The organism is Membranihabitans marinus, from assembly GCF_021729155.1.
In the GTDB taxonomy this organism is placed as follows: Bacteria; Bacteroidota; Bacteroidia; order Chitinophagales; family Saprospiraceae; genus Membranihabitans; species Membranihabitans marinus.
In genome coordinates, this window is the sequence record NZ_JAJQYA010000001.1 from 44,215 (window position 1) to 57,765 (window position 13,551).

A 13,551-nucleotide genomic window follows, 5' to 3' on the forward strand; every position below is an offset into this window, starting at 1 on the left:
GAATACAACACCCATTTATAATTGGCTACAATATAGCCATACACAATATTTAATATCAATTTTTTAAATATTCATCTTATTTTTGATCTCATTATCACAATAATAAAAAAGGATATATGAGTTTATTAAGGAATTTTCTGTTTTTTGCAATAATGGCTTTCTATGCTTGTGACAATGAAAGTCCCCCCTGTGATGGAGGAGATTATGTGTCATCATTTCCGAAAACCGACTCATTGCGAGAAAAACTAAACTGGCCAGAAGATTTAGATATAGCCGTCTTTGCCGGTTCAGATATTACCCCTAGCCCGGCCTGTTTAGCGGTCTCACCCACTGGGGAAGTATTTGTAGGGGTAGACAAAATGGGTTCATTGGGTAAAGAAATGAACCAGGGTTCTATCGTCAAAATTATCGATTGCAATCATGACGGAATCATTGACCAATACACTGCCTTTGCTCAAGTGGACAATCCTAGGGGTATAATCGCCATCGGCGACCAAGTATTTGTCTTACATACTCGATTCTCAAAAGAGACTGAAAAAGCAGAAAATATGGATCTTATTGTATTTGAAGATCTAAATCGAGATGGAATAGCTGATGGACCAGCTGATGAATTGATTCGCGACTTAAGCAATCCGGCTTATTTGCAACAGCGAGGAACCGATCATGCCACCAATGGCATCCAATTGGGAATAGATGGATGGATATATATAGCTGTAGGCGATTTTGGATTTTACAACGCGACAGATAAATCTGGTAAACAGCTTACCATGTTAGGCGGAGGTATAGTCAGAGTCCGACCTGATGGTACTGAAATGGAAGTATATACCCATGGCCTCCGAAATATTTACGATGTAGCCATAGATCCGCTGATGAACATATTTACTCGGGGAAATACCAATGATGGCGGCGGATGGAATGTGCGTTTTGCCCATCAAATCCAAAGTGGAGAATACGGCTATCCTATGCTATTTAAACATTTTACTGAAGAAATTATTCCTGCCTTAATTGATGTTGGAGGAGGATCTGGTACTGGCGCGCTTTATCTCGACGATGATAGATGGCCAGCTGCTTATAATCATCAACCTCTAATGGCTGATTGGGGGCGAAACCAACTGTATATACATTCTGTGAGTCCAGACCAAGGCAGTTTTACCCAAACCGAAAAACCATTTATCACCCTGCCCCAAATTACCGATGTTGACATAGATGGATCTGGAGCCATGTACTTGTCTGCCTGGGATGGAGCCGGATATTCTGGAAGTCCCAACAAGGGTTATGTAGTGAGAGTCATCCCTAAATCTATGGAATATGAAACCTTACCTGACTTGGGTTCTAGCTCTGTTAGAAAACTGATTCAATACCTCCAGTCCAATAATGCTAAGACAAGGCAGTACGCTCAATACGAATTATTGAATCGCCCTAAGGAAAAAACAACCTCATCGATATGGAAAATAGTAAAAAACGCTAACACTGATTTAGCCATTCGCGTTGCTGCTCTGTATACGTATAGCCAAATAATGGGAAAAGATGGTCAAGAAAAAATATCTACTTTATTGGCAGACAATGAATTAAAACCACATGTTATCAGAACATTGACCGATCGATTGGATTGGGCCAAAGACCTAGATCCTCAACCATTTTTATCGGCCCTCAATGACGAATCTATACACAGTCGTTTAGCTGCTATTATCGGTCTGGGAAGAATTGGAAATCCCGAGGCTGCAAATCCATTGTTAAATACAGAATTAGACCAAAGTTTTGTGGCTCCTGCCATAGGTACAGAAGGTAAACACGCCAATCCCAATGCCAGTCTGATCCCCGCTCATTTAGCCGTTCAGTCATTGGTAAAAATAGGGGCGATTGATCCCATAATTCAATCATTGAAAACTGACAATCGAGATTTGGCATTATGGGCAATGCGGTATATCCACGATAAAAAAATAATAGAAGCATTAATTCAATCCTATGATGATGCCGACATTATCGACAAGCATAAGATTGTAAACACTCTGGCTAGACTATATTTCAAAGAGCAGCCCTATGATGCTTCTTGGTGGTGGAGTACTCGACCGGATACCCATGGTCCATACTACAAGACCATGGAGTGGGAAGAAAGTCCCTTAATTAGAGAATTTTTAGTCAACTCTTGGAAATCTGATGGAGATAAAGATTTCTACACCGAATTAAATACTAAATACAGATTGGGAATTGATGATTTTGGAATTATTGAAATCAACCAACCCAAAGAAGATGCACCTGCCGTTGACCTTGAAAAACTTAAAAATAAAAAAGGACAAATTGGTAAAGCATCTATTGAAGACATTATGTTGGCTCTACAAAAACTCAAAGGAGATGCTGAACAGGGTAAACTACTTTTTGCTAAGCAAGGATGTCCTACCTGTCATGCCATTGATAAAGGTGAAATAATGAAAGGACCTTTTATGGGTCAAATTGGTTCAATTATGAATCGACAGCAAATTGCTGAATCCATTATCAAACCCAATGCATCTATATCTCAAGGTTTTTCAACCGTTCAAATTTCCACCAAAAATGGGGATTCCTATGTCGGTTTTGTCACTGAAGAATCGGCGGATGAATTGGTCATTAGAAATATTGTAGGTCAAGCCACTACTATTAAGACTGCAGATATCACTCAACGAAAAGAAATGGAATCTTCCATGATGCCTGCTGGTTTGGCCAATGCATTGAGTTATGAAGAATTCGCTTCTCTGGTTGCTTTTTTATCTCAACAAAAGTAATTATAGCATACTGAATAATAGCATATTAAAAGAAGGGTCGATTTGTGAACAAATCGACCCTTCTTTTAATATTTTGTCTGATAAAAAATAGTTCGCATCCACTCCGAATAGTTAGATCTATTCACTCCTCACTCAAATCCAATTAGGAGACGAACTATTTAACCAATACTACTTCCTATAAAATATTTTCCTTTCCTATACACCGTTCTTACTCAGACTTAAGGAAAGAAGAATACATCCATACCAATTTTTCTTGCTCCCTTATATAGTCACTCATCAATGCATTGGTTCCCTCATCATCAGCTTCACCCGACAAATCCAACAACTCTCTTTGCAATACAATGACTATTTTAAATGCATCCAAAATATGTTGAACGGCCTCATATCCATCTGATACCTTTCCACTTTCTTTAATAGAAGAAATTTTTGCATAACTTGAATAATTGTGTTCTGGTGTATAGCCCAATGTAAGGATACGCTCAGCCAGTTCATCTATCTTTATCAATAGATCATTATACAATTCTTCGAATTTGACATGAAGTTCGAAAAATTTATTTCCTTTAATATTCCAGTGAAAACCTCTAGTGTTTTGATAGAATATTGAATAATTGGCCAATAATACGTTAAGTTTCTTCTCTAGTTCTTTGGCTTGGCCAACTTCTAGACCAATGGCATTCAATTTTTCCATAATGTAATTTTATTATTAATGTAATTTAACCTTCTATATTGTCTCAACAACTATTTACCTAATATATTGAATTACAATTATTAACCAATGATTTGGCTAAAAAAGACATCGGTAATATTTTAGAGTTTAACGTATATTAGTATTTTCTAAAACTATTCTTTATTTCTAATTATAATCCTCTATTAGTTTGAGCTATCAGTATTTTCTGATTCTATATTTAAAACAGAATTTGACGGTCATTGTTTAAATAAATTCTAATAATTGACAAAAGTTAATGCATTTAACAGGAGTTATACTTAATAGTGTCAAACAAATTAAGTTTAAAAGTGATTTCAAGTTTATAATATAACCTCTAGCTAATAATAAATATTCCCATTTTTAATGAAATTTTCATTAATGCCCTCTTTTTATGTTAAGGTTAATCAAGGCTATTTAGCTTGAACTTAAAATAAACCGAGGCTAAAATGAAGGGTATTTGATTGATTTCAGAAATGAAAATAGATCAAAGTCTCAAAAGATTGGGCTAATTCGCTATAAACCAATATAATTGAATCAATATTTATTAAAAAATAACGTTTATGTGTAAACATATAGGGGGCTAGATCGGTTAAAAATTCAATAATTGTCCCCTATTTTCTAACAACTATTATAAATATATTATTTTAGTAGATTAAGAAAGATACACAAGTATATGACAGAGTCCAAAGCCTATCAATCCCTCATCCATAAGATTGACCAATTTATTAGAAAATATTATTGGAATAAAATCATCAAAGGATCCCTATTGGTGGTAGGACTAAATTTATTTGCCTTCATTGCTTTCAACCTTTTAGAATCTCAGTTTTATTTTGGGATAGCGACAAGGAAAATCTTTTTTTACTCAATGATTGGCATATTTTTAGCCTCTGCCTATTTTTGGGTATTGGATCCTTTATTGAAATGGATGAAATTGGGGAAAACCCTATCCTATGATGATGCAGCCAACATTATAGGTCAACATTTTTCAGAAGTGGAAGACAAGTTGTTAAACATATTACATCTATCTCGTCAAAATGATAGCAGCAACAACGATTTGATCTATCACAGTATTGAACAAAAAACAGAAGAAATTCAATGGGTTCCATTTCCCAAAGCCATCGATTTAAAAAAGAACAAAAAATATCTTAAATACGCCCTTCCTCCTGTTCTAGTACTCGTAGCTCTATTATTTAGTGCTCCCAGTTTAATTACCAACAGTTCTTATCGTCTTATTCACAATAACCGCGAATTTGTAAAAGAGGCTCCTTTTAGTTTTGATTTACAAAACGAAGACTTAGAGATTCCACAGTTTGAGGATATCACCATATCATTATCTACTTCTGGCTCAGTAGCTCCCAGTACAATTGATATTTTACTCGATGGATATCAGTATAAAATGACGAAAGATGAATCTGGTATATACAACTATACGTTGAAAAATGTTGGTAAAGATGTTGATTTCTCATTTTTAGCCAATGGGTATCAATCTATTGATTATCAAATAAAAGTGGTCAAAAAGCCTGCCCTTATAGAAATGACCATGACCATTGACGCCCCAGATTATACCAAAGTAGAAGATAAAGTATTAAAGAATCCCGCCGATGTTTCTATTCCTCAAGGAAGTAAAATCACCTGGAATTTTGACACGGAAAATATGTCCAATTTACAATTTAGATTTATTGATGATCAATTGGATACATTATTAAATACCAGTAATAATACAGCACATTTTGAAAAAAGAATATACAAGAGCAGTCCCTACGCATTGACTTTTAACAATTCTAGTTTACCCAATGCAGACTCTCTTCAATATTTTATAGAAACCATTCCAGATCAATTTCCAGGCATTTCAATTGAAAAACATTTGGATTCACAATACAGTGAATTAATATATATATTAGGTGATGTTTCAGATGATTATGGCCTAACCGAACTAAGTTATAATTATGCTATCACATCGTCCAATGAGTCCCCAAAATTTGTAAAGGAAGTTATTAATCAATCGCTTGATAGAGCGTCTACATTTCAAAAAGTTATTGATTTGTCAGAAATTTCTCTTCCCCCTGGTCATACCTTTCAATATTATTTTGAAGTATTGGACAACGATAGAATCAATGGCCCCAAAGCTTCTAAAACATCTATTCAGAGTTGGACTCAAAAGACTTTAGAAGAATTTGAAGAAATGGAAGATGCCACCGAAGAAACCATTAAGGAAAACCTTAAGAAATTGGTAGACGATCAAAAACAACTCAAAAAAGAAGCGGAGGAATTAAAAAATAAACTTTTTCAAGAGAAGCAACTAGAGTGGCAACACAAAAAGGAATTGGAAAACCTTATTAAAAAACAAGAAGAAATTCAAAAATCTCTTTCGGAGACACAAAAATTACAAGAACAAAATCAGAAAAATCAATCTGAATTTAAGGAAGAGCAAGATCCGCAAAATCAACAAATCCAGGAATTAATGGAACAAGCCCAAAATCCTGAGATGGAAAAATTGATGGAAAAAATCAAGGAATTGATGGATAAGCTTAAAAAGGATGAAGCCATAGAAATGCTGCAGGAGATGGATCAGCAAATGAACCAATCTGAAATGGATATGCAAAGATTAGAAGATCTCTATGAAAAATTGGAAATGGAAAGCGATCTTCAAGACGCCATAGATAAATTGGAAAAGTTAGCTGAAGAACAAATGAAGTTGGCTGAAGAAAACCAATCTAAGGAAGAAGAGATGAAAAATAGCGAGGAGAAAGAAGAGAATTCATCAAGTGAGGAAAACTCATCGAATGAGGAAAACTCAAACGAAAATTCAGAAGAAAGTTCTGACAGTGAATCCGATAAAAACGATTCTTCTAATCAAGAAAAAACAGAAGACAATAAAGAAAATAGCCCTAAAGCCGAACAAGAAAAATTAAACGAAAAATTTGAAAAACTGAGTGAAGAGTTAGAAAAGTTATTTGAGAAAAATAAAGAGATTAAGAGTCCATTGGACATGGAGGATCCAAAGACTCCATCTGAAGAAATTAAAAAAGACCAACAAGATGCTTCTGAGAGCCTAGAAAAAGGAGACCAAAATAACTCTTCCCAAAAGCAGAAAGATGCTGCTAAAAAAATGGAGGAAATGAAGCAATCGATGCAAAACAGCATGGCTAATTCCCAGGAAGAACAAATGCAGGAGGATATGGCATTATTGCGTCAAATCTTAGATAATCTCGTAAAATTGTCATTTAATCAAGAAACGCTTATAGAAGATATCAATCAAGCATCTACGACTACACCAAGATATGTACAGTTGGTTCAGGAACAGTTCAAATTAAAAAATGATTTTGGTTTAATTCAAGATAGCTTATTGGCTTTGGCTAATAGAAATGCACAAATCCAAACAGCTGTGACCGAAAAAGTGAATTTAATCGAAAATCACCTCGATAAATCTATGGATTATCTGGAAGAAAGGGAAAAATCCAACGCTTCCAATGACCAGCGTAGAACCATGAAAAATGTAAATGATCTCGCCCTATTACTCAGCGAATCACTGCAAAATATGCAAATGAGTATGTCATCTTCATCGGCCAACTGTAATAGTCCCAATAAACCTGGTGGTGAAGGTAATATGCCTATGGACAAAATTTCTGAAGGCCAACAAAAGATGTCTGAAGAAATGCAAAAACTGGCTAAAGAAAAACAACAAGGCAAGGTTAAGGGCAAGGGTGAAGGTGAAAGTATGAGTAAAGAATTTGCTCAAATAGCGGCCCAACAAGCAGCTCTTAGAAAAATGCTTGAGGATAAACAGCGAGGTTTAATGGAACAAGGCAAAGGTTCTAAAGAATTACAAGAATTGATCGATTTAATGGATCAAATGGAAACCGATTTGGTCAATAAAAAATTGACCAATGCCATGATGAAACGCCAACAAGAAATCCTTACCAAACTCTTGGAAGCTGAAAAAGCCGAAAGGCAACAAGAACTCGATGAAAAGAGAAAGTCAGAGTCGGCTAAACAAATTCCTAAGACCTTACCACCTGATTTGGCGGAGTATCTCGAAAAAAGAAGAGCAGATATTTCTCCATTTAAGAAACTTTCTCCGTCTTTAAAACCTTATTATAAAAGACTTGTAGAAGAATATTACGAACAACTTAAAAGAAACTAATAAGAATTGGCATCTTCTTTAACTTTTACATCTGATTTAAAAAATGTTAGATTAATAAATTCCTTCTTGAATAGATTGGAAACAGACTACGATATCCTGCCTGGAAAATTTGTTGATATAAAACTATCAATTATCGAAGCTGTCAATAATGCTATTATACACGGAAACAAATTTGACATCGAAAAAACCGTTTCTATTACTGAGAAAAATGAGAACGGTTTTCTTGTTATTAAAATTCTAGATCAAGGTCGTGGCTTTGACCACAACGAAGTAAAGGATCCTACCCTATCTGAGAATATACTCAATCCAGGAGGTAGAGGAATTCATCTCATCAAAAATCTTTCTGACGATTGTCATTTTACTGAAAAGGGCAATAGCGTTACACTTAGATTCAAATTGTAAGGTATTGACTTAAATTTCAATATCATTTATCCGTAAATTCCTTACTTTAGTATAAAATACTAGAATGGACTTGCACACGGAAATCGACTTTTTTGAAGAAAATATTGACTTTACACTTTTACATAAAACATCCCTTGTTTTATGGATTGAGAGTTGTGTGATAGAAGAAACAGGTTTACCACCCAGTTCAATCAGTACGGTATTCTGCAATGATGAGTATTTACTTGAAATTAATCAAAAGTATTTAAACCATGAGGATTGGACAGACATCATCACATTTCAATATACAGATAAACCAGTATCAGGTGATCTATTTATAAGTATTGAAAGAGTAGAAGAAAATGCAAAATCCTTGAAAATACCCTTTGAAAATGAATTATATAGAGTAATTATCCACGGAATATTGCACCTTTGTGGCTATAAAGATAAAACAGAAAAAGACGCCAAAATTATGCGTGAAAAGGAAGATTACTATCTGAACATCTTAAGAGTTGGACATATATAAAATATTTAATACAGGTATTTATTCCCTTCCTTTAAAATTTATTAATAATTTGGCCTTTTTATTAAATAAAATACAGAAAGAAGAAATTTTTATTGTATAAAATTCATTTATGAGGGTATTAAAGTTTGGAGGTTCTTCTGTGGCCAATGCCGAGAGAATACAAAATGTTGGTAATATATTAAAAAGCTATTCAGACAAAGGTATCAAGTATACCGTTGTTTTTTCTGCCTTTGGCGGCATCACTGATGTGTTGATATCAATGGCGGAGAAAGCCAGTGTTGGTAATGAAGAGTACAAGGATGAATTAGCAATATTCAAAACTAGGCATCTAGAAGCTATAGATCACCTGTTTGAAGAAGAAAATAAGCAAGAAGTTCTCGAAGTTATTAATGAACACATTAATACACTTGAAAATCTCTTATATGGTATTTTCTTAGTCTGGGAAGCTTCTCCAAGAACCATGGATTATGTATTGAGTTTTGGAGAAAGAAATTCAGCATTTATCATTTCTCGATATTTACGTCAATTGGGTATCGATGCCGATTTTTTGGATGCTAGAAAAATTATAAAAACCAATCGTAATTTTGGCAATGCAAAAGTCAATTTAAAATTGACCTATAAAAATATTGCCGAATATTATGCAAATAACGATAAGACACAGGTGGTTACCGGTTTTATTGCTTCCAACAAAGGTGGTTTAAGTACTACCCTAGGTAGAGGAGGATCTGATTATTCAGCTGCTTTAATCGGAGCGGGTCTACAGGCTGAAATCATAGAAATATGGACTGACGTAGATGGTGTTCTAACCAGTGATCCGAGAAGGGTTAACCAAGCCTTTACCATTCCTAAGATGTCCTTCCTAGAAGCCGTAGAAATGTCTCATTTTGGTGCTAAGGTAATTTACGCTCCAACCATGCAGCCAGCCATGGACAAAGATATTCCTTTGGTCATCAAAAACACCTTTAATCCCGATCATGAAGGAACCTATATTTCTGGTCAAACCTATGCTACGGAATATCCTGTAAAAGGGATTTCTTCTATCAATAATGTAGCCCTTCTTACCCTTCAAGGTAATGGAATGGTAGGTGTACCAGGGACAGCTGCTCGATTGTTTAGATGCCTTGCAGACGCTGATATCAATATAATGATGATTACTCAAGGGAGTTCTGAATACAGTATCAGTTTTGCCATCTTACCAAAACAAATAAAAATAGCAGTTGGCGCTATTAAACGCGAGTTTAAAAATGAATTTGATCGCAATGATCTAGACCATTTACATATTGAGGAAAACCTCTCTATTCTAGCAATTATCGGTGACAACATGAGACTTACTCCAGGTGTAGCTGCCAAAATGATGCGTGCCTTGGGTAATAATGGTATAAATATAGTAGCTATAGCTCAAGGAAGTTCTGAACGCAACATATCAGTAGTTGTTAGTCAAGCCGATGAGAATAAAGCTTTAAACGCATTGCACGAGGGATTTTTCCTATCTAATTTAAAAGTATTAAATATATTTATAGTAGGTAGTGGACTGATTGGCAGCACTTTAATTCAACAGATTAAAGATCAACACCATCTATTACAGAGAGAAAGAGGACTGGATATAAGAGTTGTTGGATTGGCCAATAGTAAAAAAATGTGCTTTAATGAAAATGGTATTCCTTTGGATGATTGGCAATCACAATTGGCTAATCATTCAGAGAAAATGGATATGTCTACATTTTCTCATCGCATGAATGAAATGAACTTAATCAATTCAGTATTTATAGATAATACCGCCAACCATTCCATTTCTGAATTTTATCACGGTATACTTAAAAACAGTATCCATATTGTAACACCGAATAAAATAGCCACTTCTTCTTCCTATGAGCAATATGCCTATTTGAAAAATTTGGCTAGAAAGAACAATGTAACTTTTGGTTTCGAAACCAATGTAGGAGCTGGATTGCCCGTCATTTCTACCTTGCAAAATCTTATACATTCTGGAGATAAAATTCTCAAGATAGAAGGAGTTTTATCTGGATCATTATCCTATATTTTCAACGAATTCAATGGTAAAAAATCATTCCATGATATCGTTGTAGAAGCAAAGACCTTAGGATTTACTGAGCCTGATCCAAGAATTGATTTAAGTGGAATGGATGTAAAAAGAAAAATTCTTATTCTAAGTAGAGAAGCGGGAATGGTTATAGAACCTGAATCGGTAAAAGTAGATCCAATAATTCCACAAGATTGCATGGAAGCGAAAGATATTCCAGCATTTTTCGAGAGTTTAAAATCCAATGAAAAATACTTTTCTGATTTAATAGTAGAAGCAAATAAAGAAAATAAAAGACTAAGAGTAATAGCTACAATGGAAGCCGACAAGGTGTATATAACCTTATCAGCAGTAAACGAATCATCTCCTTTTTACAACTTAGAAGGAAGTGATAATATGATTGTATTTACAACCAGTAGATACAATAAAAGACCATTGGTCGTTAGAGGGCCGGGTGCAGGAGCAGAAGTTACTGCAGCTGGAGTGTTCGCGGAAATAATAAATATTGAAAGTCAAATAAGTCCATCTTAGATATGAATGCAGGAATAAAAGTATTTGCACCAGCCACAATCGCCAATTTAGCGGTAGGTTATGATATACTAGGACTCGCTCTTGAATCTCCTGGGGATGAAATTATAGCCAAAATAAGTAATGATTTTACAGGTGTAAGAATAAGTAATATTAGGAATGACGGAGGAAAGCTTCCTAAGGCTGCTCAAAAAAACACCGCTTCTGTGGCAGGTCAAGCGGTATTAGATCATCTCAACATTACTGATATAGGGATTGAATTAGAAATAATAAAGAAAATGCCTATAGGAAGTGGATTGGGAAGCAGTGCGGCATCTGCTGTAGGTGGTGCTTTTGCAGTAAATGAAATACTTAAATCCCCACTTACTAAAGCAGAGTTACTTCCGTTCTGTGTACAAGGTGAATATATAGCAGATGGATCATACCATGCTGATAATGTAGCTCCTTCCCTATTGGGCGGAATCATTTTGGTAAAGAACGGAGAAAACCTAATTCACCAAAGGCTTCCAACTCCTGAAGGCTTATTCATTACTATTATACATCCCGACATAGAAATATTGACAAAAAATGCTCGATCAATTATAAAGAGTAGTATTTCTCTAAATAGTCATATCGACCAATCTTTTAATTTAGCTGGTTTTGTATCGAGTCTATATCAAAGCAATTTTGATTTAATGAGGCAATGTCTAAATGATATAATTATCGAACCACAAAGAGCACATTTAATTCCAAAATTTGAGGAAGTAAAAGCAGCTGCTCTAAAAAACAATGCCATAGGCTGTAGCATTTCAGGTGCAGGTCCTTCTATCTTTGCATTGTCAGAAAATAGTTTTGATGCTGAAAACATCGCTTATGCAATGAAAGAAGTGTTTAAAAACGTAAAAATTGAATCCACTGTAATTGTATCAAGAGTTAATCCTGAAGGTGCATACAGATTCTAAATAACATTATAAATTTTTGTTCCACGTGAAACTATACAGTACCAACGACAAAAACAACATTGTAGATTTAAAGGAAGCAGTATTACATAGTCTTCCCAAAGACAAAGGCTTATACATGCCCACTGCAATTAAAAAATTAGACGATGAATTCATCAATAATCTACATAAATATTCTTTTCAAGAGATAGCCTTTAAAGTTGCCGAAAATCTAATTGGTGAAACTATACCTAAGGAAGATCTAAAAAACATAGTTGAAGATTCCATCAATTTTATTGCTCCAGTAGTAACTATTGAAGATAAAACACACATCTTAGAATTATTTCATGGCCCTACCCTAGCTTTCAAAGATTTCGGAGCTAGATTTATGGCTAGACTAATGCAGTATTTCCTAAAAGATAGCAATGAAAAAATTAAAATATTAGTTGCTACATCTGGTGATACCGGGGGCGCAGTAGCTGCTGGCTTTTACAACATTGAAAATATTGAAGTAGTTATATTATATCCCAAAGGTAGAGTATCAAAATTACAGGAAAAACAATTGACTACCTGGGGAGGAAATATAAAGGCTTTAGAAATAGATGGAAATTTTGATCAATGTCAAGCCCTAGTAAAACAGGCTTTCCTAGATCCTGAATTAAATGAAAAATGCAATTTAAGTTCAGCTAACTCCATTAATATAGCTAGATTAATTCCTCAATCATTCTATTATTTTGAAGCTTATAAGCAATTAACAACTGACTTACCTATTTCTTTTGTAGTACCATCTGGCAATTTTGGTAATATGACAGCAGGTTTATTGGCTAAAAAGATGGGCCTACCTATTTCAAAATTTATAGCAGCTACCAATAAAAATGATGTTTTTCCCAAATATCTAGCTTCAGGAGAATACAATCCAATACAGGCATATGAAACGCTATCCAACGCTATGGATATAGGTAATCCTTCTAACTTCTATAGAATTTTAGATCTTTATGGTTCCACGTGGAACAATATTAAAGAAGAAATATTAGGATACTCTATCTCAGATGAAGAAACAGTAGAAACCATAGTGGAAGTACACAATAAACTGGGATATGTATTGGATCCACATACTGCTGTAGGTTATCTAGGTAGTAAAAACTACAACCACGAAAACGAAGAAAAAATAATACTAAGTACAGCTCATCCTATCAAATTTGCCAACGAAGTTGCTGATAGTATTAACTTTTCAATACCCCACCCTAGTAGTATAAATACTATATTGAAAAAAGAAGGACATAAAACAAAGTTATCTTCAGATTTTAAAGCTCTAAAAGACTTTATTTTACAATAGATATCTAAGAATAAAATACTCTGGGGATGCATAATGAATGATGCATCCCCTTTTTTATTTGAATAAATCAACAGAAATTATACGGCAACTAGCAAGTAAATATCTAATTATATCCTTATCCATACCACAGTATTTTAAATATAGACTTAGCAAATACATATTAGCCTATAATGACATCAAAACAGTTTATATAATTAATGAAGCTGCTAAGGA

The 13,551-nt window shown here is 34.5% G+C and carries 8 protein-coding genes; 7 read left to right on the forward strand and 1 reads right to left on the reverse strand.

What is annotated here, in order from left to right:
• Positions 1-116 precede the first annotated feature (116 nt).
• Positions 117-2,759, forward strand: coding sequence for a DUF7133 domain-containing protein (locus tag LVD51_RS00165; RefSeq protein ID WP_236969138.1), 2,643 nt, complete (start codon positions 117-119; stop codon positions 2,757-2,759).
• A gap of 208 nt (positions 2,760-2,967) precedes the next feature.
• On the opposite strand, the gene LVD51_RS00170 is transcribed toward LVD51_RS00165, so the two are convergent.
• Positions 2,968-3,447 carry a Dps family protein gene (locus tag LVD51_RS00170; RefSeq protein ID WP_236969139.1) on the reverse strand — a complete coding sequence of 160 codons (480 nt, stop codon included), beginning with the start codon at positions 3,445-3,447 and terminating at the stop codon, positions 2,968-2,970.
• Between the two features lie 691 nt (positions 3,448-4,138).
• Here LVD51_RS00170 and LVD51_RS00175 point away from each other — a divergent pair.
• The 6 genes from LVD51_RS00175 (at position 4,139) to thrC (ending at position 13,338) form a co-directional block, all read left to right on the forward strand.
• The gene (locus LVD51_RS00175) at positions 4,139-7,609 is read left to right on the forward strand and encodes a DUF4175 family protein (protein WP_236969140.1); all 3,471 of its coding nucleotides are present in this window, start codon (positions 4,139-4,141) and stop codon (positions 7,607-7,609) included.
• A gap of 6 nt (positions 7,610-7,615) precedes the next feature.
• The gene (locus tag LVD51_RS00180; RefSeq protein ID WP_262912690.1) at positions 7,616-8,011 is read left to right on the forward strand and encodes an ATP-binding protein; all 396 of its coding nucleotides are present in this window, start codon (positions 7,616-7,618) and stop codon (positions 8,009-8,011) included.
• A gap of 64 nt (positions 8,012-8,075) precedes the next feature.
• Positions 8,076-8,516 carry an rRNA maturation RNase YbeY gene (ybeY, locus tag LVD51_RS00185; RefSeq protein WP_236969142.1) on the forward strand — a complete coding sequence of 147 codons (441 nt, stop codon included), beginning with the start codon at positions 8,076-8,078 and terminating at the stop codon, positions 8,514-8,516.
• A 109-nt stretch (positions 8,517-8,625) separates the two neighbouring features.
• Complete coding sequence (gene thrA, locus LVD51_RS00190; protein WP_236969143.1) at positions 8,626-11,088, forward strand: bifunctional aspartate kinase/homoserine dehydrogenase I; 2,463 nt, start codon at positions 8,626-8,628, stop codon at positions 11,086-11,088.
• Positions 11,089-11,090: 2 nt separating this feature from the next.
• Positions 11,091-12,026 carry a homoserine kinase gene (locus LVD51_RS00195; protein WP_236969144.1) on the forward strand — a complete coding sequence of 312 codons (936 nt, stop codon included), beginning with the start codon at positions 11,091-11,093 and terminating at the stop codon, positions 12,024-12,026.
• 25 nt (positions 12,027-12,051) lie between these two features.
• Positions 12,052-13,338 (forward strand): threonine synthase, encoded by a 1,287-nt coding sequence (gene thrC, locus LVD51_RS00200; RefSeq protein ID WP_236969145.1) that lies wholly within the window; start codon positions 12,052-12,054, stop codon positions 13,336-13,338.
• The last annotated feature ends 213 nt before the right edge of the window (positions 13,339-13,551 follow it).

Excerpts from the sequence above, each read along its gene's own strand:
- LVD51_RS00170 (WP_236969139.1), bottom strand. The coding sequence starts at position 3,447 with ATGGAAAAATTGAATGCCATTGGTCTAGAAGTTGGCCAAGCCAAAGAA.
- LVD51_RS00175 (WP_236969140.1), top strand. The coding sequence starts at position 4,139 with ATGACAGAGTCCAAAGCCTATCAATCCCTCATCCATAAGATTGACCAA.
- thrA (WP_236969143.1), top strand. The coding sequence starts at position 8,626 with ATGAGGGTATTAAAGTTTGGAGGTTCTTCTGTGGCCAATGCCGAGAGA.
- ybeY (WP_236969142.1), top strand. The coding sequence starts at position 8,076 with ATGGACTTGCACACGGAAATCGACTTTTTTGAAGAAAATATTGACTTT.
- LVD51_RS00165 (WP_236969138.1), top strand. The coding sequence starts at position 117 with ATGAGTTTATTAAGGAATTTTCTGTTTTTTGCAATAATGGCTTTCTAT.
- LVD51_RS00195 (WP_236969144.1), top strand. The coding sequence starts at position 11,091 with ATGAATGCAGGAATAAAAGTATTTGCACCAGCCACAATCGCCAATTTA.